This window comes from Salipiger sp. IMCC34102, from assembly GCF_004145405.1.
GTDB lineage: Bacteria > Pseudomonadota > Alphaproteobacteria > Rhodobacterales > Rhodobacteraceae > Loktanella.
Genome location: NZ_SELQ01000002.1, coordinates 337626 through 362182, shown reverse-complemented (window position 1 = coordinate 362182; position 24557 = coordinate 337626). Strand labels below are relative to the sequence as shown.

Annotated in this window: 26 protein-coding genes and 1 tRNA gene; 24 read left to right on the top strand and 3 right to left on the bottom strand. The window is 65.7% G+C overall.

Annotated elements, in window-relative coordinates:
- Positions 1-6 precede the first annotated feature (6 nt).
- The 3 genes from EU805_RS06065 to EU805_RS06055 are packed head-to-tail and all read right to left on the bottom strand — an operon-like array spanning position 7 to position 2464.
- Positions 7-630, bottom strand: coding sequence for a hypothetical protein (locus EU805_RS06065; protein ID WP_129763054.1), 624 nt, complete (start codon positions 628-630; stop codon positions 7-9).
- Positions 627-1343: a glycosyltransferase family 25 protein gene (locus tag EU805_RS06060; protein WP_129763053.1), complete on the bottom strand. Its 717-nt coding sequence runs from the start codon at positions 1341-1343 to the stop codon at positions 627-629. Before EU805_RS06060 ends, EU805_RS06065 begins: the two co-directional genes overlap by 4 nt.
- Positions 1340-2464 carry an AI-2E family transporter gene (locus tag EU805_RS06055; RefSeq protein WP_129763052.1) on the bottom strand — a complete coding sequence of 375 codons (1125 nt, stop codon included), beginning with the start codon at positions 2462-2464 and terminating at the stop codon, positions 1340-1342. The genes EU805_RS06060 and EU805_RS06055 overlap by 4 nt, the downstream gene beginning before the upstream one ends.
- Positions 2465-2607: 143 nt before the next feature.
- Between EU805_RS06055 and EU805_RS06050 the strand changes: the two genes are divergently transcribed.
- The 24 genes from EU805_RS06050 to EU805_RS05935 all read left to right on the top strand — a co-directional run bounded on the left by EU805_RS06050 (position 2608) and on the right by EU805_RS05935 (position 24496).
- Positions 2608-2697, top strand: a tRNA-Ser gene (locus EU805_RS06050).
- Positions 2698-2889: 192 nt separating this feature from the next.
- A complete protein-coding gene (locus EU805_RS06045) occupies positions 2890-3423 on the top strand; it encodes an NADH-quinone oxidoreductase subunit B family protein (protein ID WP_129763051.1) in 534 nt (177 codons plus the stop codon).
- Between the two features lie 11 nt (positions 3424-3434).
- Positions 3435-4067, top strand: a complete 633-nt coding sequence (locus tag EU805_RS06040; protein WP_129763050.1) for an NADH-quinone oxidoreductase subunit C — start codon at positions 3435-3437, stop codon at positions 4065-4067.
- Complete coding sequence (locus tag EU805_RS06035) at positions 4064-5302, top strand: NADH-quinone oxidoreductase subunit D (RefSeq protein ID WP_129763049.1); 1239 nt, start codon at positions 4064-4066, stop codon at positions 5300-5302. The genes EU805_RS06040 and EU805_RS06035 overlap by 4 nt, the downstream gene beginning before the upstream one ends.
- On the top strand, positions 5299-5628 hold the full coding sequence (locus EU805_RS06030) for a hypothetical protein (RefSeq protein WP_129763048.1): 330 nt from the start codon (positions 5299-5301) through the stop codon (positions 5626-5628). Before EU805_RS06035 ends, EU805_RS06030 begins: the two co-directional genes overlap by 4 nt.
- Before the next feature lie 24 nt (positions 5629-5652).
- Positions 5653-7062 carry an NADH-quinone oxidoreductase subunit NuoE gene (gene nuoE, locus EU805_RS06025; protein ID WP_129763047.1) on the top strand — a complete coding sequence of 470 codons (1410 nt, stop codon included), beginning with the start codon at positions 5653-5655 and terminating at the stop codon, positions 7060-7062.
- Positions 7063-7190: 128 nt separating this feature from the next.
- Positions 7191-8261, top strand: a complete 1071-nt coding sequence (locus EU805_RS17570) for a hypothetical protein (protein ID WP_207208081.1) — start codon at positions 7191-7193, stop codon at positions 8259-8261.
- A 3-nt stretch (positions 8262-8264) separates the two neighbouring features.
- Positions 8265-8474: a DUF5337 domain-containing protein gene (locus tag EU805_RS06015; protein WP_129763046.1), complete on the top strand. Its 210-nt coding sequence runs from the start codon at positions 8265-8267 to the stop codon at positions 8472-8474.
- A gap of 42 nt (positions 8475-8516) precedes the next feature.
- Positions 8517-9800 (top strand): NADH-quinone oxidoreductase subunit NuoF, encoded by a 1284-nt coding sequence (gene nuoF / locus EU805_RS06010; RefSeq protein ID WP_129763045.1) that lies wholly within the window; start codon positions 8517-8519, stop codon positions 9798-9800.
- Complete coding sequence (locus EU805_RS06005) at positions 9800-10282, top strand: DUF3291 domain-containing protein (protein ID WP_129763044.1); 483 nt, start codon at positions 9800-9802, stop codon at positions 10280-10282. Before nuoF ends, EU805_RS06005 begins: the two co-directional genes overlap by 1 nt.
- A gap of 59 nt (positions 10283-10341) precedes the next feature.
- Entirely contained in the window at positions 10342-10728 is a 387-nt protein-coding gene (locus tag EU805_RS06000) for a DUF5333 domain-containing protein (protein ID WP_129763043.1), read from the top strand.
- Between the two features lie 139 nt (positions 10729-10867).
- On the top strand, positions 10868-12886 hold the full coding sequence (gene nuoG / locus EU805_RS05995; RefSeq protein WP_129763042.1) for an NADH-quinone oxidoreductase subunit NuoG: 2019 nt from the start codon (positions 10868-10870) through the stop codon (positions 12884-12886).
- A 35-nt stretch (positions 12887-12921) separates the two neighbouring features.
- Positions 12922-13260, top strand: a complete 339-nt coding sequence (locus EU805_RS05990; RefSeq protein WP_129763381.1) for a hypothetical protein — start codon at positions 12922-12924, stop codon at positions 13258-13260.
- Positions 13261-13273: 13 nt separating this feature from the next.
- Positions 13274-14311, top strand: a complete 1038-nt coding sequence (gene nuoH, locus EU805_RS05985) for an NADH-quinone oxidoreductase subunit NuoH (RefSeq protein WP_129763041.1) — start codon at positions 13274-13276, stop codon at positions 14309-14311.
- Between the two features lies 1 nt (position 14312).
- Positions 14313-14801, top strand: a complete 489-nt coding sequence (gene nuoI, locus EU805_RS05980) for an NADH-quinone oxidoreductase subunit NuoI (protein WP_129763040.1) — start codon at positions 14313-14315, stop codon at positions 14799-14801.
- Positions 14798-15196 carry a carboxymuconolactone decarboxylase family protein gene (locus EU805_RS05975; protein ID WP_129763039.1) on the top strand — a complete coding sequence of 133 codons (399 nt, stop codon included), beginning with the start codon at positions 14798-14800 and terminating at the stop codon, positions 15194-15196. Before nuoI ends, EU805_RS05975 begins: the two co-directional genes overlap by 4 nt.
- The gene (locus tag EU805_RS05970) at positions 15193-15798 is read left to right on the top strand and encodes an NADH-quinone oxidoreductase subunit J (protein ID WP_129763038.1); all 606 of its coding nucleotides are present in this window, start codon (positions 15193-15195) and stop codon (positions 15796-15798) included. The genes EU805_RS05975 and EU805_RS05970 overlap by 4 nt, the downstream gene beginning before the upstream one ends.
- A 2-nt stretch (positions 15799-15800) precedes the next feature.
- Positions 15801-16106, top strand: coding sequence for an NADH-quinone oxidoreductase subunit NuoK (gene nuoK / locus EU805_RS05965; protein WP_129763037.1), 306 nt, complete (start codon positions 15801-15803; stop codon positions 16104-16106).
- A gap of 3 nt (positions 16107-16109) precedes the next feature.
- Positions 16110-18293 (top strand): NADH-quinone oxidoreductase subunit L, encoded by a 2184-nt coding sequence (gene nuoL / locus EU805_RS05960; protein ID WP_129763036.1) that lies wholly within the window; start codon positions 16110-16112, stop codon positions 18291-18293.
- Positions 18293-19843 (top strand): NADH-quinone oxidoreductase subunit M, encoded by a 1551-nt coding sequence (locus tag EU805_RS05955; RefSeq protein ID WP_129763035.1) that lies wholly within the window; start codon positions 18293-18295, stop codon positions 19841-19843. The genes nuoL and EU805_RS05955 overlap by 1 nt, the downstream gene beginning before the upstream one ends.
- A 2-nt stretch (positions 19844-19845) precedes the next feature.
- Positions 19846-21279 carry an NADH-quinone oxidoreductase subunit NuoN gene (gene nuoN, locus EU805_RS05950; RefSeq protein ID WP_129763034.1) on the top strand — a complete coding sequence of 478 codons (1434 nt, stop codon included), beginning with the start codon at positions 19846-19848 and terminating at the stop codon, positions 21277-21279.
- Complete coding sequence (locus EU805_RS05945; RefSeq protein ID WP_370318172.1) at positions 21269-22030, top strand: biotin--[acetyl-CoA-carboxylase] ligase; 762 nt, start codon at positions 21269-21271, stop codon at positions 22028-22030. Before nuoN ends, EU805_RS05945 begins: the two co-directional genes overlap by 11 nt.
- A gap of 16 nt (positions 22031-22046) precedes the next feature.
- On the top strand, positions 22047-22820 hold the full coding sequence (locus EU805_RS05940) for a type III pantothenate kinase (protein WP_129763033.1): 774 nt from the start codon (positions 22047-22049) through the stop codon (positions 22818-22820).
- Complete coding sequence (locus EU805_RS05935) at positions 22817-24496, top strand: ribonuclease J (protein WP_129763032.1); 1680 nt, start codon at positions 22817-22819, stop codon at positions 24494-24496. The genes EU805_RS05940 and EU805_RS05935 overlap by 4 nt, the downstream gene beginning before the upstream one ends.
- Positions 24497-24557 lie beyond the last annotated feature (61 nt).

Genomic DNA, 24557 nt, shown 5'->3' with positions numbered 1-24557 from the left:
ACCCGGTCAGGGGGGATCACCGACGGGATGCAGGGTAAGCGCGCCCTCGTCGGCCCAGCCGCGCAGGACCCGCGCCTCCGCCGGCCAGTCGTGACGCTTCCAGCCTTGAAACCCGAAGCCGTAGAGATGGATCTGGTGGGTCTCGGGCGGGTAGCTGTCCCGCGCGTGCTGGACGGCAAGGAAGCCCGTGCTGGGGAACATCGTCCGCGGGACGGGGTCGATGCCCAAGGTTTCGCATGCGGTCAGGTAGAGGGAGGCCGGCCAGATCGCGAAGCTCTTGCCGGTGTCCGCCGCCGCCCGGGCGCAGGCCTCGGCCCAGTCGGCACGGCGGCCCTTCAGGCGCGACAGCAGGTTGGGTTTGCGCATGTAGGCCGCGACGATCTGCGGCGCATGGGGCGCGACGATGGTCCGGGCCGCCGAAAAGCAGGGGTCGGCCAGGTAGGCGCGTTGCGTCAGGTAGGTGCCGATCTGCTTGGTGCTGTTGGCCAGGACGAGGTGGGTGGTCGCGACACTTTCCGTCCGGTTCGCCTCCGGGACGCGGTTGAACCTGAAAATCACCTTCGCCTGCGCAATCTCTGCCTGATCGCGCTTGGCCACCGGACCGTTGCCGACGATGGCGACGCGGATCACGGGGCCCGCACCCGTGCCGTCGCCCGAAGCGCCAGTCGGTAGAGCGGGCGGGCGATTTCTCGGCCAAGTCTGGCCCCCGGCGACAGGCGCGTGCCGATGGTGGAGCCGCCGATCTCGCGCGAGATTTCGGAAACTCCGCTGGGCAACACGCAGTGCATCGTCTGGCCGGTGATCCAGGTCATCTGCAGCAGGGTGTCGACGGGCCGATCGAAGCGCTGCGTCGCCTCAAGCAGGCGCGCGGCTGCGGCACGGCCCACCAGTTGCGCCTGCGCCCCCAGGCCGGTGACCTGCGGACGAAACAGACGCGTCGCGCCGTCCTGCGCCAGTTCCTCCGCCGGTCGTTCGATGGTGCGAATCGGGAATCGGATGTAGCTCTCCGGCGTGGCTTGCGCCCGGGCCAGCGACAGGGCCGCGGGAAACCGGACGGGGTCGAAGGTGCAATCGTCCTCGACCACCAGCGCCGTGTCGTCGGGCCCCTCCAGGATCGTTTTCCAGGCCAGGCGGTGACTGTGCAGGCAGGCGATTTCGGCCGGGCGTAAGGCGAAGGGGTAGGGGGGGAAATGAAGCCTGCGCCGGGCGCCCAAGTCGCCGGTCAGCGCACGCGCGTCCACCGCGTCGAGCATATGGACCGGTCCGGGCAGGATGCCCTGCAGGCGCGCGACGTTGGGCGCACGCTCCACGGCCCGCGCCAGATGGATGATGTAGCTGGTCACGGGCGCGGTGCCCGCGAGGGGGGCAGTTCGCCGTCGTCCTCCGGCAATCCTTCGCGCGACAGAAGGATCGCGACGGGGCGCAGCGCTTCGACGTGACTGCACACGACCAGCAGCATCACCATGATCGGCACCGACAGGAACATTCCCGGGATGCCCCAGACCGCGCCCCAGAAGGCGAGGCTCAGCAGGATTCCGAAGCTCGACAGGCGCAGGGCGCGGCCCATGAGCATCGGGTCGATGATCGAGCCGTTGACGAACTGGATCGTGCCCGCGACCGCGAAGATCACCGTCGTGTACCAAGGATCGCCCAGCTGAATGTAGGCGGCCAGCGCTACGAGGCCCGTCGCGATGATCGAGCCCACGTTGGGGATGAAGTTCAGCACGAACGTGATGACCCCGAGGGGCAGGGCGATCTCCAGCCCGAAGGCGCGCGCCAGCACGTAGGTCATCGCCCCCGTGACCAGGCTGATGCCCGTCTTGACCAGCAGGTAGTAGTTCACGCGGTGGATGATCGACCCGATGATCCGACCGACCCGGCGCGCCTGCTCTGGATCGCCGATGAAATTGGACAGCTTGGTCTGGAACCAGACCCGCTCGACGAAGAGGAACCCCACGAAGAGGATCACCAGCACGCTGGCCTGCGTCATCGAGGTGGCGCCGCCCGCCGCACCGCGCAGGTAGCCCGACAGTTCGATCGAAGCGACGGAGTTGCGCACCGCCTCTTCCACGTCCGCACCGGCCCAGCCGAAGAGCGCCGCGATGGCGTCGGGGGCCCGCTCGGCGTAGGCCAGCGTGGTGACGAGCACGGTGTTGAGCTGCGCCACCAGGATCGAGGTCAGCGTGATCAGCGCCGCGGCGATCAGCAGCACGGCCGCGAGGCTGGCGAGCCAGTTGGGGATACGCACCGGTCCGATACGCTGCCGGGCGATGAAGTTGATCACGTCGGAGGTCAGCGAGAACAGGATGATCGCGGTCGCGAGCGAGATCAGCAGGAATCGCGCCTGCACCAGCAGAAAGAGCACCACGGCAAAGGCGATGATGACCAGCGCCGTGGTCTGCACGCGCGCGGGATCGACCCGCACGCTGCTGCGTTCCACCTTCGAAGGGGGCGTATGTTTCATCGACCCCGCCTTTCGTTCGTGCAGCATCGCCAAGTCCGCCCCGACTATGTCGCCCGGGCGCACAAAGAACAATGCCCACCCCGTGCGATTCCGCGCGCATCGGGCTTGCACAGCCCGCGCCCCGCCGCTAAGTAGCCCGCACCGGAGAGGTGGCCGAGTGGTCGAAGGCGCACGCCTGGAAAGTGTGTAGGCGGGAGACCGTCTCCAGGGTTCGAATCCCTGTCTCTCCGCCAGATACCCCCCCTAGATCTTTTCTCCGCGATGGTGCGTCCCAAGCTCCACCGGCCAGCAATACAATCGCGTGAACGGGCGCGTGTGACGCAGGTGGGGGGGCGGCATGTCGCCTTGACCTTGTTGAGCGCGGCACTTAGGTCGAAGAGGACCGGCCGAAAGGCCATCGACCACCAGCCAGGAGCGGATCGCGCATGGGTATCGCCACAGGTCTCAACGACGCAGGCCCCGATCGGGAAGTCGCCACGCAGGCGCTCAACAAGGAGTTGAGCGACAAGGGATTCCTCGTCACCTCGACCGCGGACATCGTGAACTGGGCGCGCACCGGCAGCCTGCACTGGATGACCTTCGGGCTGGCCTGCTGCGCTGTCGAGATGATGCACACCTCCATGCCGCGCTACGACGTGGAACGCTTCGGGACGGCACCGCGCGCGTCGCCACGCCAGTCCGACCTGATGATCGTGGCGGGCACGCTGACCAACAAGATGGCGCCCGCGCTGCGCAAGGTCTACGACCAGATGCCCGAGCCGCGCTACGTGATCTCGATGGGGTCCTGCGCCAACGGCGGCGGCTACTATCACTACAGCTATTCCGTGGTGCGCGGCTGCGACCGGATCGTGCCCGTGGACATCTACGTGCCCGGCTGCCCGCCGACGGCGGAGGCGCTGCTTTACGGGATCCTGCAGTTGCAGCGCAAGATCCGCCGCACCGGCAACATCATTCGCTGAGGAGGCCGCCCATGTCCGACGCCCTGACCGAACTTGGCCAGCATCTGGAAACCCGCCGCAAGGATTGCGTCCTGTCGTGGGACGTGGCGCATGGCGAGCTGACCGTGAAGGTGGCCCTGTCCAACATCGTGGGCCTCGTCGACTTCCTGAAGGCCGATCCGGCGTGCAAGTTCTCGACCCTCGTGGACATCACCGCGGTCGATCACCCCAATCGTCCCAAGCGGTTCGAGGTCGTCTACCACTTCCTGTCGATGTACCGGAACCAGCGTATCCGCCTGAAGATCGACGTGCGCGAGGAGGACATGGTGCCCTCGATCCTGCCGGTGCATCCCAGCGCCAACTGGTTCGAGCGCGAGATCTTCGACATGTTCGGCATCCTCTTCTCGGGCCATCCGGACCTGCGCCGGATCCTTACGGACTACGGCTTCCGCGGGCATCCGCTGCGCAAGGATTTCCCGACGACGGGCTACACCGAAGTGCGCTACGACGAAGTGCAGAAGCGCGTGGTCTACGAACCCGTGAGCCTGGTTCAGGAATACCGGCAGTTCGACTTCATGTCGCCCTGGGAAGGGGCCGAATACATCCTGCCGGGCGACGACAAGGCGGCCCCGGACGGCCACGTGAGCAAGGAGAGCGCGAAATGATGGACGGCGACATCCGCGTGAACACCTACGACGACGGATCGACGGACGCGCGCACCGGCGAACAGAAGATCCGTAACTTCAATATCAACTTCGGCCCGCAACACCCTGCGGCGCACGGCGTTCTGCGCCTCGTTCTCGAACTCGACGGCGAGATCGTGGAGCGCTGCGACCCGCATATCGGCCTGCTGCACCGCGGGACCGAGAAGCTGATGGAAAGCCGGACCTACCTGCAGAACCTGCCGTATTTCGATCGTCTCGATTACGTGGCGCCGATGAATCAGGAACACGCCTGGTGCCTTGCCATCGAGCGGCTGACGAAGACGGAAGTTCCGCGCCGCGCCTCGCTGATCCGCGTTCTCTTCGCCGAGATCGGGCGCATCCTGAGCCACCTGCTGAACGTGACCACGCAGGCCATGGACGTGGGCGCGCTGACGCCGCCGCTCTGGGGCTTCGAGGAGCGCGAGAAGCTGATGATCTTCTACGAACGCGCCTGCGGTGCGCGGCTGCATGCCAACTACTTCCGCCCGGGCGGCGTGCACCAGGATCTGCCGGACCAGTTGATCGAGGATATCGACGCCTGGTGCCAGCAGTTCCCAAGCGTCATCGACGACATCGACGGGCTTCTGTCCGAGAACCGGATCTTCAAGCAGCGCAACGCCGACATCGGCATTGTGACCGAGGAAGAGATCCAGCAGTGGGGCTTCTCCGGCGTGATGGTGCGGGGATCCGGGCTTGCCTGGGACCTGCGGCGGTCGCAGCCTTACGAGTGCTACGACGAGTTCGACTTCCAGATCCCCGTGGGCAAGAACGGCGATTGCTACGACCGTTACCTCGTCCGGTTGGAGGAGATGCGCCAGTCGGTCCACATCATGCGCCAGGCCTGCGAGAAGCTGCGCGTCGAGAAGGGCGAAGTCATGGCGCGGGGCAAGATGACCCCGCCGACGCGCGGTCAGATGAAGACCGACATGGAAAGTCTGATCCACCACTTCAAGCTCTACACCGAAGGCTTCCACGTGCCCCCCGGAGAGGTCTACGCCGCGGTCGAGGCCCCCAAGGGCGAGTTCGGCGTGTACCTCGTGGCGGATGGCACCAACAAGCCCTATCGCGCCAAGCTGCGCGCGCCCGGATATCTGAACCTGCAGGCGATGGACCACATCTCCAAGGGGCACCAACTGGCCGACGTCGCCGCCATCATCGGCACCATGGACGTCGTTTTTGGAGAGATCGACCGATGAAGCGTATCCTGACCCCGCTGGCCCTGATCGGCGTGACCGCCTGTTCGCCCGGCATTCCGAGCCTGGGCAACAACATGCCCGCCGATCCGATGGAACAATCGGCGCCGACGCCGCAGCCCACGCTGCTAACGGCCAAGGAACGGCTGGTGCGCGGGATCGAGGACAACGGCTGCGCGCTGACGACGGAGAACGTCTCGGACGTGCTGACGGATGCCACCATCAGCCAGCAGGAACTGCTCTCGCTGACGCCGCAACTCGAAGCCGAAGGCCGGGTGGAGGTCTCTGGCAGCGGCGCGATCCGCGTGCTAAGCGACCGCTGCATCTGACCCGACCCTGCGAAAGACTACGACATGCTAAGACGCCTGCACCCCGACCAGCCGGATTCGTTCGCTTTCACGGATGCCAACCGCGCCTGGGCCGAGGGGCAGATGACCAAGTTTCCCGAAGGCCGCCAGGCCAGCGCGGTCATTCCGCTGCTGTGGCGCGCGCAGGAACAGGAAGGCTGGCTGACCCGCGCAGCGATCGAACACGTGGCCGACATGCTGGGCATGCAATACATCCGCGTGCTCGAGGTCGCGACCTTCTACTTCATGTTCCAGCTGGCCCCTGTGGGCTCCGTCGCGCATATCCAGGTCTGCGGTACGCTGTCTTGCATGATCTGCGGCGCCGAGGACCTGATCGGCGTCTGCCGCGAGATGATCTCGGACAAGCCGCACACGCTGTCCTCCGACGGTAAGTTCTCTTGGGAGGAGGTCGAGTGTCTCGGCTCCTGCGCCAACGCGCCGATGGCTCAGATCGGCAAGGATTACTACGAGGATCTGACCGCCGAAAAGCTGCGCGAGCTGATCGAGCGGATGGGCAAGGGCGAGGTTCCGGTCCCCGGACCGCAGAACGGGCGCTACGCTTCCGAGCCGCTCTCGGGGCTGACCAGCCTCAAGGACCACGAAAGCGGCAAGGCCCAGTTCAACGCGAGCGCCCAGCTGGCCACGGACATCGGCGACACGCTCAAGCGGATCGACGGGACCGAGGTGCCGCTGCTCACGCCTTGGCAAAGGGCCGGGACGGCGGACGAAGATCCCGTCGCCGCCGCGCGCGACGAGAAGATGGCCCCCGACGGACCGGACGGCGCGCAGGGCGGCCGGGTTGCGGGCGATGAAGAGGCGCCGCGTGACGTGGGCGATGCCTCCGACGGGATGGCCGAGGTGCGCGGCGAAGCGCCCGACGTCGAGCCGTCCGGCAAGCCAGAGGAAGGCAGCGTCGCCCCCGAGGAGAAGGTCGATACGCGCGAGACGATGAAGGATTCCTCGCTCGACAGCGAAGAGGACGCGCGCGAGAACCTCAAGGGCGCCTCCGGCCACGATGGAGAGGACACGCCCGCCCCCGGTCCGCGCACGACCGGCGCGGGGCCCAAGACCGGCGGCGCTGCCGTCGATACCGACGACAGCGACGTGACGGCGCGCGACGGTGCCGCCTCGTCCAAGCCCACCTCGGCCGCCCACAACCCGTTGGAAGGGGTCGAGGAATCCGAACCCGAAACGCTCGACGGCCCCCGTGGGGGCGAAGCGGACGACCTGAAGCAACTCAAGGGCGTGGGCCCGAAGATCGAAGGCATGCTGCACGATCTGGGCATCTACCATTTCGACCAGATCGCAAGCTGGTCGGAGGCGGAGATGGCCTGGGTCGATTCGCGGCTGAAATTCCGTGGCCGCGTGATGCGCGACGATTGGGTCGGTCAGGCGCGGCATCTTTCCGCTGACTAGCGCGCGGCGCATCATTTTTCACCTTGTTTCCAGGCCTGAACCGGACACGTCGTCCCGGTTCGGGCCTTTTTTCTGGTCTGACGCTCGAACGCGCTTAGTCTCTTGGGAAGGCAACCAGAGGAAGTGCGATGAAAACGACGGCTCCGAAGGAAGTGGGAATTCTGTTGATCGCGGCGGCGCTCGGGCTGATCGCCGGCGTGGTCGCAGCGATGTTCGGGGCCGGCTTCGGGTGGGCCTTGCTCGTCGCAGGGGTGGTGACGGTGATCGTCGCCTATGCGGTCTGGAAGGGACGGCAAGGCCCGGCGGCCACCCGGACGGTCGAACCCCGCGCGGCGGGGCGGAGCACGAACGCTCCGGCGACAGGTGCCGCCGCGTCGCATGCCACCGGCGCGACCGCGGCCGGTCCGCAAGGGGCGGGCGCTGACACCTCCGATCATGCACGACAGGGCGAGGGTACGGCCCCCACGCAGGTCGACGCACGCGAGGACGAAGCACACGAAGTTGACGCCGTGCCTGCACCCGGCGCGAAAGGTGCGGCATCGGTCGAGACCGCCGAGGCGCAAACCTCGCCCGTCGGTCCGGCCCCGTCGACCGAGCCGTCCGTGGCCCCCGATGCCGCAGCCGACCCCGGGTCGAAAGGGGCGTCTGAGGTAATGGCCAGACCGGAACCGAAAGCGACGGGCCCGTCGCCCGACTCCGCGATGTCCGATCCCGGTGCGCCCGGCACGTCCGAGGTGGAGGCACAGCCGAAACCGGTCCCGGCCAGCGTCTCGACGGCATCCGGCGCGGCCGTGCCGATCACGGCTGCGACGCCCTCCGATGCTGCAACGCCGCCCAATGCCACGCCGACGCCCGGAGGTGAGAGGCCATCCGACCCGGCGGAGATGGGGGAGGGGACCGCAACCGATGATGCGGCCAAGCCCGAGACGCTTGGCGCTCCACGCAACGGAACGGCGGATGACCTCAAGCGGATCAAGGGGGTGGGGCCGAAGCTCGAATCAGCCCTCAACGATCTCGGCATCTACCATTTCGACCAGATGGCCGGTTGGTCCGACGCGGAACTGGCCTGGGTCGACGACAACCTCGTGGGCTTTCGGGGGCGGGCCAGCCGCGACGCCTGGGTCGATCAGGCCAAGGCCCTGTTCAACGCGACGGAGGCGGGGGCCTCGACCCCGGCCGTCACGGACGATAGGTCCTGACGCATGAGCCAGCACACCGAAGAGACCGCGCGCCAGGGGCGCATCGCCGCAATCGTGATCGCCGCGGGCGGTGTGCTCGCGATCCTCGCGCCGTGGCTCGTGGCCGTGACGGGCCTTCCGCCGCGGTTCGAGATCCTGTTCTACCTCATCAGCCTGGCTGCGTTCATTTGGTCACTGGTTGTCACCGTCAGAATCTGGCAAAAGACGCGGTAACGGGGGCCGGTGGGCCCTGACTGACGTTTGAGGACCCGCGCCATGCTGAAAGATCAGGACCGCATTTTCACCAATCTCTACGGGATGCACGACCGGTCGCTGAAGGGCGCGCAGGCGCGCGGCCACTGGGACGGCACGAAGGATATCCTGGGCAAGGGCAAGGACTGGATCGTCGAGGAAATGAAGGCCTCCGGCCTGCGCGGACGCGGCGGGGCGGGCTTTCCGACGGGTCTCAAGTGGTCCTTCATGCCCAAGGAAAGCGACGGGCGGCCTGCCTATCTGGTGGTGAACGCCGACGAATCCGAGCCGGGCACCTGCAAGGACCGCGAGATCATGCGCCACGATCCGCACACGCTGATCGAAGGCTGCCTGATCGCCAGCTTCGCCATGCAGGCCCACGCCTGCTACATCTACATCCGCGGCGAATACATCCGCGAGAAGGAAGCGCTGCAGAACGCCATCGACGAGGCCTACGAGGCCGGTCTGATCGGCATGGACGCCTGCGGCTCCGGCTGGGACTTCGACCTCTACCTCGCGCACGGGGCGGGGGCCTATATCTGCGGCGAGGAAACGGCGCTTCTGGAAAGCCTCGAAGGCAAGAAGGGCATGCCCCGGATGAAACCGCCGTTCCCGGCGGGCGCGGGCCTCTACGGTTGCCCGACGACGGTGAACAACGTGGAATCCATCGCCGTGGTGCCGACGATCCTGCGCCGGGGCGGTGCATGGTTCGCCGGCATGGGACGTCCGAACAACGCGGGCACCAAGCTCTTCGCGATCTCCGGCCACGTGAACAACCCCTGCGTGGTCGAGGAGGAGATGAGCATCTCCTTCGAGGAGCTGATCGAGAAGCACTGCGGCGGCATCCGCGGCGGTTGGGACAACCTCAAGGCCGTGATCCCGGGCGGGTCGTCCGTGCCTTGCGTGCGCGGCGAGAAGATGCGCGACGCGGTGATGGATTTCGACTACCTGCGCAACGAGTTGCAGTCGGGTCTGGGCACCGCGGCGGTCATCGTGATGGACAAGAACGTCGACATGATCAAGGCGATCTGGCGGCTGGCCAAGTTCTACAAGCACGAATCCTGTGGCCAGTGCACCCCCTGCCGCGAGGGCACCGGCTGGATGATGCGCGTGATGGAACGTCTGATCGCGGGCAACGCCGCGGTCGAGGAGATCGACATGCTGCTCGACGTGACCAAGCAGGTCGAGGGTCACACGATCTGCGCCCTCGGCGACGCCGCCGCCTGGCCGATCCAGGGCCTGATCCGCAACTTCCGCGACGAGATCGAGGACCGCATCAAGCACAAGCGTCCCATCGCCGCGGAGTAATGCCGCTCGCGGAGCTCAACTTCGGGACGCTGCGCTATCCGTGGGACGATCCCCGAATCGCGGATTTCCAGAATGCGCTCGACTGGGTGAACCTGCTGGCGCAGCGCAGCGACGGTTTCGTCTGGATGCTGGACGGCGAAAGCATGTTCGAGGCGCAGACGGAGCTGTCGGGTGCCTTCGCGCTTCGGCCGAACACGGCAAGCACGCTTTTGGTCTGGCGCGACGCCGATAGCCTGTGGTCCTTCGTTCACAAGACGGTGCACGCGAAATTCCTGGCCCGTTCCGCGGAATGGTTCGTGCCGGACGACAGCGGTCACCTGGTGATCTGGACCGTGCCGCAGGACCACCGCCCGGACCTTGCGGAAGGGCTTGCGCGGTGGCGTGCCCTCGAGCAGGCGGGCGAGACGGCGGAGACCTTCGGCGCGCGCGGGCTGTTGAAACGGGTCAAAGATCCGAGAGCGGGGCGCGCGACGGCGCCCTGATATTGGATAGCGCGGGCGGCGGCCCCATCTGTGATGTCTTCCCAACAGGACGACAGACCATGCGCACCTTCGCCATCGCCGCCATCATGGCCACCGCCACCACCACGGCCAGCGCGCAACTGCGCGACGAGACCGCCATCACCGAAGGGCTGATCGCCGTCGGCATGGCCTACGAAATCTCCGAGCAATGCGACAGCATCAGCGCGCGCACCCTGACGGGGATCGCGACGCTCTTCGGGCTGAAGAACCAGGCGCGCTCCCTGGGTTATTCCAGCGCCGAGGTTGACGCTTTCGTCGACAACGACGCCGAGAAGGATCGCCTGGAAGCCATCGCCTGGACCCGTCTCGAACGGCTTGGCGTCGATCGCGCCGATCGCGAGAGCTTCTGCCGCGTCGGCCGCGCGCGCATTGCTCAGGGCGACGCGGTGGGACGGCTCTTACGCTGACGAGCTGTCCGACGGCGGGCTGCGTCACGCCGCAGCAGGGCGCGGAAAAACCCGCGCTCCCGCTGGCATCCCGGCGCGTGGCGCGCTAGAACCGCGGGCAACAGCGCCCTGGCGGGCGCGCGACGTCCGGAGAGCTTCCATGTCCGACCTCAAGACAATCAACATCGACGGCACCGATATCGAGGTCGACGGTGCGATGACCCTGATCCAGGCCTGCGAGGTCGCGGGCATCGAGATCCCCCGCTTTTGCTATCACGAGCGCCTGTCGATCGCCGGGAACTGCCGGATGTGTCTGGTCGAGGTCGTGGGCGGCCCGCCCAAGCCCGCCGCCTCCTGTGCGATGCAGGTGCGCGACCTGCGCCCCGGCAAGGACGGAGAGCCGCCGCGGGTGAAGACGAATTCCCCCATGGTGAAGAAGGCCAGAGAGGGGGTGATGGAGTTCCTGCTCATCAACCACCCGCTGGATTGCCCGATCTGCGACCAGGGCGGCGAGTGCGACCTGCAGGATCAGGCGATGGCCTACGGCGTCGATTTCAGCCGCTTCCGCGAGCCCAAGCGCGCGACCGAGGATCTGGACCTCGGGCCGCTGGTCGAAACCCACATGACGCGCTGCATCTCCTGCACCCGCTGCGTGCGCTTCACGACCGAAGTCGCCGGCATCCACCAGATGGGCCAGACCGGTCGCGGCGAGGACGCCGAGATCACTGCCTATCTGGGTGAGACGCTTTCCTCGAACATGCAGGGCAACATCATCGACCTGTGCCCGGTGGGCGCGCTGGTCAGCAAGCCCTACAGCTTCACCGCCCGCCCTTGGGAGCTGTCGAAGACCGAATCCATCGACGTGATGGATGCGCTCGGCAGTTCCATCCGGGTCGACACCAAGGGGCGCGAAGTGATGCGCATCCTGCCGCGCAACCACGACGGCGTGAACGAGGAATGGATCAACGACAAGACCCGCTTCGTCTTCGACGGGTTGCGCCGCCAGCGTCTGGATACGCCCTACGTCCGCGAGAACGGCAAGCTTCGCAAGGCCGAGTGGCCCGAGGCGCTCGCCGCGGTGGCCAAGGCCATGACGTCCGGGAAGGTCGCGGGCCTGATCGGGGATCTGGCCCCGGTGGAAGCAGCCTTTGCGCTCAAGCAGTTGGTCGAAGGTCTGGGCGGCTCGGTCGAGTGCCGGACCGATGGCGCTGCACTGCCTGCGGGCAATCGTCTGGGCTATGTAGGCAATGCCGCGATCGCCGATCTGGACGAGGCGGAGGCGATCCTGCTCATCGGCACCAACCCCCGGGCGGAGGCTGCCGGCCTGAACGCGCGCATCCGCAAGGCCTGGCTGCGGGGGGCGGATGTCTCTCGCAGCGGGTCGCCGGTGGATCTGACCTACGACGTGACCGAGCTCGGCTCGGATCGCGCGGCTTTGAACGGCGCTTCCGGGTCCGATGGCCCGCTCGCCTCGGACAAGCGCAGCCTCGTGATCGTGGGGCAGGGCGCCCTGCAGGGCGAGGACGGGGCCGCTGTCTTGGCCGCCGTGCAGAAGATGGCGCAGGACGCTGGCGCGAAGGTCATGATCCTGCACACCGCCGCCAGCCGCGTCGGCGCGATGGACGTCGGCGCCGTGACCGATGGCGGCCTTTCAGCAGCGCTCGACGGCGCGGAAGTGGTCTATAATCTGGGCGCCGACGAAGTCGATGTGCCGGCCGGGGCCTTCGTCGTCTATCAAGGCAGCCACGGGGACCGCGGGGCGCACCGCGCCGACGTAATCCTGCCGGCCGCCGCCTATACCGAGGAGAACGGCCTTTTCGTGAACACCGAAGGCCGCCCCCAGCTGGCGATGCGCGCCAGCTTCCCGCCGGGTCAGGCCAAGGAGAACTGGGCGATCCTGCGGGCGCTCTCCGCGGAACTCGACGCGACGCTGCCGTTCGATTCGCTGGCGCAATTGCGCCGCGCGATGATCGAGGCGCACCCGGTGCTCTCCAAGGTCGACCAGGTGCCGGACAACGAGGGCGAGGCCCTGGCCGCCGGCGATCTGGGATCGGGCGATTTCGATTACGCCGTGCCGGACTTCTACCTCAGCAACCCGATCGCCCGCGCCTCGACCCTGATGGCGGAACTGTCGGCCAACGCGAAGATGCGCGTCTCGGACAAGATCGCGGCAGAGTGAACCGGGTCCTGCCGATCTGGCTGGCGCTGGGTCTGATGACCGGCTGTGCCGCACCGGAACCCGCCGGTCCGCGTTTCCTGGGGGTCGAGACGGCCCTGCTGGAAGGTGACCTCGTGCAATTCGACGTGGCCGTCGCCGGGACCGACGATCCCACGGTGGCAGAGGAGTATGCCGCCTGCGCCGCCGCCCAGTACGCCCTCATCCGGGGGCAGGGATTCACACGCCGCGTGCGGGTAAATACGACGCAGGAGGGTGGCACTTGGCGCGCGGATGCTGTTTACACGATCTCGTCGGATCTGCCGCGCGGTCGTGCCACCCTTGACGCCGCCGTGAAGGTGGCAGACTGCGGCGCCTCCGGGTTCCCGACCGTCTGAACAGGATTTGGATATGTACACCTTCTTTACACAAACCAATTCGGGCCAGGTCCTGTTGATCCTCGGACAATGCCTGCTGGTTCTGATCCCGCTGCTGCTGGCGCTGGCGATGCTGATGTACGCCGACCGCAAGATCTGGGCCGCCGTCCAGATGCGCCGCGGTCCCAACGTGGTGGGCCCCTGGGGCGTGCTGCAATCCTTCGCGGACTTCCTGAAGTACATCGTCAAGGAAATCGTCGTCCCGGCGGGCGCCGACAAGCCGGTCTACTTCATCGCACCGATGCTGTCCTTCGTGCTGCCGGTCATCGCCTGGTCCGTGATTCCCTTCAACGAAGGTTGGGTCCTGTCCGAGATAAACGTGGCGATCCTCTTCGTCTTCGCCGTCTCCTCGCTGGAGGTCTACGGCGTGATCATGGGCGGCTGGGCCTCGAACTCGAAATATCCGTTCCTGGGCTCGCTCCGCTCCGCCGCGCAGATGATCTCCTACGAGGTCTCGCTGGGGCTGATCATCATCGGCATCATCATCTCCACGGGGTCGATGAACTTCGGCGCCATCGTCGAGGCGCAGCGCGGTGCGGGCATCCTGTCGTGGTACTGGGTCGCCCACTTCCCGATGCTGTTCCTGTTCTTCGTGAGCGCCCTGGCCGAGACCAACCGTCCCCCCTTCGACCTGCCGGAGGCGGAATCGGAGCTCGTCGCGGGCTATCAGGTGGAATATTCCTCGACGCCGTTCCTGCTGTTCATGATCGGCGAGCTGATGACCGTGGTGCTGATGTGCGCCCTGGTGAGCCTGCTGTTCCTCGGTGGCTGGCTGTCGCCGATCCCCGGGCTGCCCGACGGCGTCCTGTGGATGGTGCTGAAGATGATGATCTGCTTCTTCGTCTTCGCCATGGTCAAGGCCATCACCCCGCGTTACCGCTACGACCAGTTGATGCGCATCGGCTGGAAGGTCTTCCTGCCGCTGTCGCTGGGCTGGGTCGTGCTGGTGTCGTTCCTTGCGAAATTTGAAGTGTTCGGGTCGATGTGGGCCCGTTACACGATCGGAGGCTGATATGGATTATACCCGCGCCGCCAAGTACTTCCTGATGACGGACATCTGGGCGGGCTTCCGTCTGGGGTTCAAGTATTTCTTCGGGCCCAAGGCCACGGTGAACTACCCCCACGAGAAGGGCCCGCTTTCGCCGCGCTTCCGCGGGGAGCACGCCCTGCGCCGCTATCCCAACGGGGAAGAACGCTGTATCGCCTGCAAGCTGTGCGAGGCGATCTGCCCCGCGCAGGCAATTACCATCGATGCCGCTCCGCGCACCGACGACGGCAGCCGCCGGACGACGCGCTACGACATCGACATGACGAAATGCATCTACTGCGGCCTCTGCCAGGAGGCCTGCCCGGTGGACGCCATCGTCGAGGGGCCGAACTTCGAGTTCAGCACCGAGACGCGTGAAGAGCTTTACTACAACAAGGAAAAGCTTCTCGACAACGGTGACCGCTGGGAGGTCGAAATCGCGCGCAACCTCGAGATGGACGCGCCCTACCGATGACCGACACGAACCCGTTCGCCGCGATGATGCGCCTGGGCGAGACCTGGGTCGAGCAGATGAACCCGGCCATGAAGACGTTCTCGGTCAATGGCATGGAAGGGTTTTTTCCCACCATGCCGGCTTCCGCGATGGAGATGTTTTTCGGCAAGGGGTTGAACCCCGACGGGCTTGACGCCAAGACGCGGCTGACGGTGACACTGACGGGACTCGTGATCCTGGGTGCGCAGGCGGAAAGCCAGATCCGGCTGACCGTGCGCCACCTGATCGAGGCCGGCGCCACCAAGCAGGAAGTGGCCGAGACCATCGCGCAAGCGGGTCTGTTCGGCGGCGTTCCCGCGATGACCAGGGCGATGGAGCTCGCCACGGACGAATTGAGCAAGGACGACGACGCATGACGGTCATGGTGTTTACCTTCTACCTCTTCGCGGTGACGACCCTTCTGGGCGGGCTGATGACGGTGCTTTCGCGCAACCCCGTGCACTCGGTCCTGTGGCTGATCCTGGCGTTCCTGTCGTCGGCGGGTCTTTTCGTGACCCTGGGGGCCGAGTTCGTCGCGATGCTTCTGATCATCGTCTACGTGGGGGCCGTCGCGGTCCTGTTCCTTTTCGTCGTCATGATGCTGGACGTGGATTTCGCGGCGTTGAAGGCCGAGATGTCGAAATACCTGCCCATCGGCTTGCTGATCGGGATCGTGATCCTGATGCAGCTGGCGGTGGCTTTCGGCGCCTGGGGCTATTCGCCCGGCATCGACGAACGCCTCGCCGCCCCCTGGGCCGTCGGAGAGAACACGGGCCTGCTGGGCCTTCTGATCTATGACCGCTATTTCATCCTGTTCCAGCTTGCCGGCCTTATCCTGCTGGTCGCGATGATCGGGGCGATCGTGCTGACGCTGCGCCACCGGGTGGACGTCAAGCGCCAGAACGTGATCGCGCAGATGCACCGCGACCCGAAGCTGGCGATGGAACTCAAGGACGTGAAACCGGGGCAGGGGCTGTAATCATGATCGGACTGGAACACTACCTGACCGTCGCGGCGGCGCTCTTCGTGATCGGGATCTTCGGGCTTTTCCTGAACCGCAAGAACGTGATCATCCTGCTGATGAGCATCGAGCTGATGCTTCTGGCGGTGAACATCAACTTCGTGGCTTTCTCGTCCTTCCTGAACGATCTGGTCGGACAGGTCTTCACGCTGTTCGTGCTGACCGTGGCCGCCGCCGAGGCCGCCATCGGCCTTGCGATCCTCGTCTGTTTCTTCCGCAACCGGGGCACCATCGACGTTGAAGACGTCAACGTGATGAAGGGTTAAGCCATGTATTCGATCATCCTCTTTGCGCCATTGGTCGGCGCGCTGATCTGCGGCTTCACCTGGAAGGTCATCGGCGAGAAGCCCGCGCAATGGACCGCGACGGCCTTGCTGTTCCTGTCGGCGGTGCTGTCGTGGTGGGCCTTCCTGACCTTCGACGGCACGAACACCAGCTACACGCTGATGCGCTGGATCGAGAGCGGATCGCTGTCGACCGACTGGGCGATCCGCGTCGATCGGCTGACGCTGATCATGCTGATCGTGATCACCAGCGTCTCAAGCCTCGTGCACCTGTATTCCTTCGGCTACATGGCGCACGACGACAACTTCCGCGACGATGAAAGCTACCGCCCGCGCTTCTTCGCCTACCTGTCGTTCTTCACCTTCGCGATGCTGATGCTCGTGACGGCGGACAACTTGGTGCAGATGTTCTTCGGCTGGGAAGGGGTCGGCGTCGCCTCCTACCTGCTGATCGGGTTCTACTTCCGCAAGCCCTCCGCCAACGCCGCGGCGATCAAGGCCTTCGTGGTCAACCGCGTGGGCGACTTCGGCTTCGCGCTCGGCATCTTCGCGCTGTTTTTGCTGACCGACAGCATCTCCTTCGACGTGATCTTCGCGCAAGCTCCCGAGATCGCTCAGACGCAGTTGACTTTCCTGTGGCGCGAATGGAACGCGGCGGAGGTCGTGGCGCTGCTGCTCTTCATCGGCGCGATGGGCAAATCCGCACAGCTTCTGCTGCACACCTGGTTGCCGGACGCGATGGAAGGTCCGACCCCGGTGTCGGCGCTGATCCATGCGGCCACCATGGTGACCGCGGGCGTGTTCCTCGTCTGCCGCATGTCGCCGCTGATGGAATTCGCACCTTATGCCACGGGCTTCGTCGTGTTCCTGGGCGCGACCACGGCGTTCTTCGCCGCGACCGTGGGCCTGGTGCAGACCGACATCAAGCGCGTGATCGCCTATTCGACCTGCTCGCAGCTGGGTTACATGTTCGTGGCGGCGGGTGTCGGCGCCTATTCGGTCGCGATGTTCCACCTGTTCACGCATGCCTTCTTCAAGGCGCTGCTGTTCCTCGGGGCGGGGTCCGTCATTCACGGAATGCACCACGAGCAGGACATGCGGAACTACGGGGGGCTGCGCAAGAAGCTGCCCTATACCTTCTGGGCCATGATGATCGGCACGCTGGCGATCACCGGGGTCGGGATCCCGCTGACGCACATTGGCTTCGCCGGTTTCCTGTCCAAGGACGCCGTGATCGAGAGCGCCTGGGCCGGCGGCACCGGCTACGCTTTCTGGATGCTGGTGGTGGCGGCGCTGATGACCAGTTTCTACAGCTGGCGCCTGATCTTCCTGACCTTCTTTGGCACGCCGCGCGGCGACAAGCACACGCATGAGCATGCCCACGAGAGTCCCGCCATCATGCTGGTGCCGCTGGGTGTCCTGTCCGCAGGCGCGATTTTGGCCGGGATGATCTGGTACAACCCGTTCTTCGGCAAATCCGAAAGCGTTGCCGCCTACTTCTCGATCCCCGCGGCCGAGGCGCAAGCCACGGGCGATCACTCCGAAGGGGTGACCGGCGCGGTCGAGGAACTGGCCGAAGGCGATCTCGAGGAAGCAGGCGAGGCCATCACCGAGGATGCCGTGACCGACGCCGAAACCGAAGAGCAGGCCGTCGCGATGGAGGAGGGCGATCACGCCGAAGAAGGCGGTCATCACTTCACCTTCGGCGGGGCGCCGGGCGAGGGTGCGATCTACATCTCGCCGGACAACCATGTCCTCGACGATGCGCACGAGGCACCGATCTGGGTCAAGGTGGCCCCGTTCTTCGCGATGCTGATCGGCTTTCTGACGGCGCTTCAGATGTACATCCGCCGTCCGGAGCTCCCCGCCCAACTCGCGGCGAACCAGCGGCCGCTCTACAACTTCCTGCTCAACAAGTGGTACTTCGACGAGCTCTACAACTTCGTCTTCGTGCGCCCCGCGGGCTGGCTTGGCCGGACCCTGTGGAAGCGCGGTGACGAGGGCACCATCGACGGCGGCATCAACGGGCTTGCCCTGGGGATCGTCCCCTTCGTCACGCGGAACGTGAACAGGATGCAGTCCGGCTATCTCTTCACCTACGCCTTCGCGATGGTCGTGGGCCTGGCGCTGCTGCTGTCGTGGATCACCTTCACCGGAGGCGCCAACTGATGGGCAACCTGCTTACGCTCACCACCTTCATCCCGGCAATCGCCGCCGCGATCCTGGCGCTGTTCCTGCGCGGCGACGATGCCGCGGCGCAGCGCAACGCCAAGTGGGTGGCCATGGCCGCGACGGTGGCGACCTTCCTCGTCTCGCTCTTCATCCTGTCGGAATTCGACCCCCAGGACACCGGTTTCCAGATGGTCGAACAGGCCGACTGGCTTCTGGGCATGCAGTACAAGATGGGCGTCGACGGGATCTCCGTCCTGTTCGTGATGCTTACCACGTTCCTGATGCCGCTGGTCATCGCCGCCTGCTGGGGCGTCGAGACGCGGGTGAAAGAATACATGATCGCGTTTCTCGTGCTGGAAACGCTGATGCTAGGCGTTTTCATGGCGCTGGACCTGATCCTCTTCTACCTCTTCTTCGAGGCGGGCCTCATTCCGATGTTCCTGATCATCGGCATCTGGGGCGGTGCGAACCGGATCTACGCCTCCTTCAAGTTCTTCCTCTACACCTTCCTCGGCTCGGTCCTGATGCTGGTCGCGATGGTGGCGATGTTCGCCTACGCGGGCACCACCGACATCCCGACGCTGATGGAGACGACCTTCCCGTCGAACACCTTCACGCTTCTCGGCGTGCCGATCACGGGCGGGGCACAGTCGCTGCTGTGGCTCGCGTTCTTCGCCAGCTTCGCGGTGAAGATGCCGATGTGGCCCGTGCACACCTGGTTGCCGGACGCCCACGTGCAGGCGCCGACCGCGGGCTCGGTGGTGCTCGCCGCGATTCTGCTGAAGATGGGTGGCTACGGCTTCCTGCGGTTCAGCCTGCCGATGTTCCCCGTCGGATCCGAGGTCTGGGGCACCTTCGTGCTGTGGCTGTCGGCCATCGCGATCGTCTACACCTCGCTCGTGGCGCTGGTGCAGGCGGACATGAAGAAGCTGATCGCCTACTCGTCCGTCGCCCACATGGGCTACGTGACCATGGGGATCTTCGCGGTGAACCAGCAGGGGCTGGACGGGGCGATCTTCCAGATGATCAGCCACGGCTTCATCTCTGGCGCGCTGTTCCTCTGCGTCGGCGTGATCTACGACCGGATGCACACCCGCGAGATCGACGCCTACGGCGGGCTGGTGAACCGGATGCCGGCCTACGCGATGATCTTCATGTTCTTCACCATGGCCAACGTGGGTCTGCCGGGCACCAGCGGCTTCATCGGCGAATTCCTGACGCTGATGGGCGTGTTCCAGGTCAACACCTGGGTGGCACTCGTGGCGACCTCCGGCGTGATCTTCTCGGCGGCCTACGGGCTGTGGCTCTACCGCCGGGTCGTCATGGGCGATCTCATCAAGGAGAGCCTGCGTTCGATCAAGGACATGACCGCGCGAGAGCGCTGGATCTTCGCCCCGCTGGTTGCCATGACGCTTCTGCTGGGGGTCTATCCCAGCCTCGTGACCGACATCACCGGACCCAGCGTCGAGGCGCTGATCGGCCAATACGACACCGCGACCGCGCAGTTCGACACTGCCAATGACGTCGCCCTTTCCGAGGGGAACTGATCATGGGACCCGATCTTTCCGTCGCCCTGCCGGAGATCCTGCTGGCGGCCTACGCCATGGCGGCCCTTCTGGTGGCGGTCTACACGATCAAGGACGGCGCGGCCGGACTTCTGGTCTACGTGACCTCCGCCGTCTACGTGTTGCTGGCCATCTGGATCGGTCTTGACGGCCAGCCGGGCATGATCGCCTTCGACGGGATGTTCATCTCGGACGGATTCTCCCGCTTCGCGAAGGTCACGATCCTTCTGTCGGCGGCGGCGATCCTGCTGATGTCCAAGACCTACATGGAACGCCGCAACCTGCTGCGCTTCGAATATCCTGTCCTGCTGTCGCTCGCCGTGGTCGGCATGATGGTCATGGTCAGCGCGGGCGATCTGATGGCGCTCTACATGGGGTTGGAGCTGCAGTCGCTGGCGCTCTACGTCGTCGCCTCGCTGCGCCGCGACAGCGTGAAATCGACGGAAGCGGGATTGAAGTACTTCGTGCTCGGCGCCCTGTCCTCGGGCCTGCTGCTTTATGGCGCCTCGCTCACCTACGGGTTCGCGGGCACGACGATGTTCTCCGGCATCATCGTGGCGGTGCAGGGCGACGTGTCGCTCGGACTCCTGTTCGGCCTCGTCTTCCTGATGGCGGGCTTCGCCTTCAAGGTTTCGGCCGCTCCTTTCCACATGTGGACGCCGGACGTCTACGAAGGCTCGCCCACGCCGATCACCGCCTTCTTCGCCACTGCCCCCAAGGTCGCGGCAATCGCGCTCTTCGCGCGGGTGATGTTCGACGCCTTCGGTGGCGTGGTCGGTGACTGGCAGCAGATCGTGGCTTTCCTGTCGGTGCTGTCGATGTTCCTGGGCGCCGTGGCCGGGATCGGCCAGCGCGACATCAAGCGCCTGATGGCCTATTCTTCGATCAGCCACATGGGTTTCGCGCTGATGGGTCTCGCGGCCGGCACGGCCTTCGGGGTGCAGGCGATGCTGATCTACATGGCGATCTACGTCACCATGAACATCGGCACTTTCGCCTTCATCCTCGGGATGGAGCGGGACGGCCGCCCGATCACGCAGATCGACAGCCTGCGAATGTATGCGACGGCCCAGCCCCTCCGCGCCTTGGCGATGCTGGTGCTGATGTTCAGCCTCGCGGGCGTGCCGCCGCTGGTGGGCTTCTTCGGCAAGTTCTACGTGCTGCGCGCGGCCGTCGACGGTGGGCTTGGCTGGCTGGCCGTGGCAGGCGTCGTTGCCTCGGTCATCAGCGCCTTCTACTACCTGCGGATCGTCTACCTGATGTACTTCGGTGAAGAGACGGAGGCCCTGGACGCGCCGTCGCAACCGATGCTGGGCGTCTTTCTGATGGGCTCGGCCGCGATCATGGTCTTCGGGGTCGTCAACCTCTTCGGGATCGAACCCTGGGCGGCCGCCGCCGCGCTCACCCTTGTCAATTGATCCAACACAGGACGCTCTCTGGCCGGAGGGCGTCCTTTGCCGCCATCTGGACAGCGTCAATTCCACCATGGCGGAGGCCGCGCGCATCGCGCCGACCCTGGAAGCGCCGACCTGGATCATCGCGGACGAACAGACCAGCGCGCGGGGGCGGCGCGGGCGCGATTGGGCCTCGCCGACGGGCAACTTCGCCGCCACGCTCGTCTACAAGCCGAACTGCACCGCACAACAGGCTGGGCTGCGATCCTTCATGGCCGCCATCGCGCTTTTCGAGGCATTGGCCATGTCGATCGACCGCACCAAGCTTTCGCTGAAGTGGCCCAACGACGTCCTGCTGAACGGTGGCAAGGTGGCGGGCATCCTGCTGGAATCGGCAGGCTCAGGGCCATACGTCGACTGGCTGGCGGTCGGCGTTGGCGTGAACCTGACGGAGGTGCCGCAGAGCGTGCGCGACGCCGCCTTCCCGCCGGTGTCGCTTGCCGGGGAAGGGGGGAGGCCCACGGATCCGCAGACGTTCCTCGTACGGCTCGCCGCCGATTACGCCACGCAGGAGGCGAAACTCTGGGAGTTCGACTTCGGCCTCATCCGCGACGACTGGCTGCGCCGGGCCGCCCGGCTAGGCGAGGTCATCACCGCCCGCACCGCCCGCGAAGAGATCACCGGCACCTTCGAGACCATCGACGAGGATGGCAACCTCGTCCTGATCACGCCGGAGGGGCCGCGCGCGATCCCGGCGGCCGACGTCTATTTCTAGGCGAAAGGGCGCGGGCATGCTGCTGACGGTCGATTGCGGAAACACGAACACCGTCTTCGCGCTTTGGGACGGGGCGCGGTTCCTGGGCACCTGGCGCACCAAGACCGATTGGCAGCGCACGGCGGACCAGTATTACGTCTGGCTTTCCACGCTGATGGCCATGCGCAAGCTCGACGTGACCGTGACCGACATGATCATCAGCTCGACCGTGCCGCGCGTGGTCTTCAACCTGCGGGTCCTGGCGGATCGGTACTTCGCCTGCCGCCCGCTGGTCGTCGGCAAGCCCGAGTGTCGCCTGCCCGTCGCCCCCCGGGTCGATGCCGGAACCGCGGTGGGGCCGGACCGGCTGGTCAACACGGTGGGCGCCTTCGATCGGCACGGCGGCGATCTGATCGTCATCGATTTCGGTACGGCAACGACCGCCGACGTAGTGGACGCCGACGGCGCCTATGTCGGCGGCGTGATCGCGCCCGGCGTGAACGTCAGCCTTGAGGCGTTCCACATGGCCGCCGCCGCCTTGCCTCACGTCGATGTCACCCGGCCGGACCGCGTCATAGGGACCAATACGGTCGCCTGCATGCAGTCCGGGGCCTTCTGGGGTTACATCGGGCTGGTGAAAGAGATAACGCAACGCATCAAGTCCGAGCGCGACCGTCCCATGACGGTGATCGGAACCGGCGGCCTCGCGTCGCTGTTCGCGCAGGGCGATACATTATTTGACCAGGTCGAGGATGACCTGACGATGCACGGCCTGACCGTGATCCACGCTTACAACAAGGAAACCGAATGAGTGCTGCAAAAGCAAAGGACCGACTGATCTACCTCGCCCTGGGCGGCGCCGGAGAGATCGGCATGAACGCCTACGTCTACGGCTACGGCCAACCGGGCAAGGAGCGGTTGATCGTCGTCGATCTGGGCGTGACCTTCCCGGACATGGACGGAACCCCCGGCGTCGATTTGATCTTCGCCGACATCTCGTGGCTGAAGGAACGCCGCGACCGGATCGATGGAATCTTCATCACCCACGCGCACGAAGACCACGTCGGCGCCGTGGGCCTTGCCTGGGAGGATCTGGGCGCGCCCATCTACGCGCGCAAGTTCACCGCGAACATTGCCAAGCGCAAGATGCAGGAACGCGGTCTGCCCGATAATGTCGTGCAGGTCGTCGAGGCCTGGCCCGAGGTCACCAAATGCGGTCCCTTCACCGTGGGCTACGTGCCGATCAGTCACTCGATCCCGGAAAGTGCGGGACTGGTGATCGACACCGACGGCGGGCGGATCGTGCACACGGGCGATTTCAAGATCGACATGACGCCGGTCGTGGGCGACCCTTTCGACACCGCCCTGTGGGAAGAGATCGCGAAGCCCGGCGTGAAGGCGCTGGTCTGCGATTCGACCAACATCTTCTCGCCCAACCCGGGCCGGTCCGAAATCTCGATCGGGCCCGCGATCACCGACCTGATGAAGGACGCCGAGGGGATGGTCGTGGCCACGACCTTTGCGTCGAACATCGCGCGGCTCAAGACGCTGGCGACTGCGGCACAGGCCGCCGGGCGCACGGTCTGCCTTCTGGGCCGGTCGATGCAGCGCATGACACAGGCCGCGATCGAGACCGATCTTCTGCACGACTTCCCGCCCACGATCGGCCCGGAGGAAGCGCAGAACATCCCGCGCGAGAATCTGATGCTGCTGGTGACCGGCAGCCAGGGCGAGCGCCGCGCGGCCTCCGCCCAGTTGAGCCAGGGCAGCTACCTCGGTCTGTCGTTGAAGGAAGGGGATACGTTCCTGTTCTCGTCCAAGACGATCCCGGGGAACGAGAAGGGCGTCATCCGCATCATGAACCAGCTCAGCGAGCTGGGGGTCGATATCGTGGACGACGACGGCGGCAAGTACCACGTCTCGGGCCATGCGAACCGCCCGGACCTCGAGACGATGCACCAGCTCATCAAGCCGCAGTTCCTGATTCCCATGCACGGCGAGCACCGTCACCTGCGAGAGCACGTAAAGGTCGCAGGATTGCGCGGGCTTCCGGGCATCGTCGCGGTCAACGGCATGATGGTCGACCTGTCGGGCAATGCGCCCAAGGTCGCGGAATACATCGACACCGGGCGGACCTACCTCGACGGCGCGACGACGATCGGCGCGATGGACGGGGTTGTGCGCGACCGGATCCGCATGGCGCTGAACGGGCTGGTCGTCGTGACCATGATCCTGGACGAGAACGACGAATCGCTGGGCGACCCCTGGGTCGAGATTTCTGGCCTCGCCGAAGAGGGCCGGTCGGACGTCTCGCTTGCCGAGGCGCTGGAAGACAGTCTTGCCGAGTTCGTGAACCGGGCAGATGCCAAGGTCCTGCGCGACGACGTGAAGCTCGAGAAAGAGCTGAAATTCCACGCCCGCAAGGCCGCCCAGGCCGAGATCGGTAAGAAGCCGGAAGTCATCGTGGTGATCAGCCGGTTGAACTGACCGGCCCTTCGGAACAAGCGAAAGCCCGCGCGATCGGCGCGGGCTTTTTCATGTCCTGATG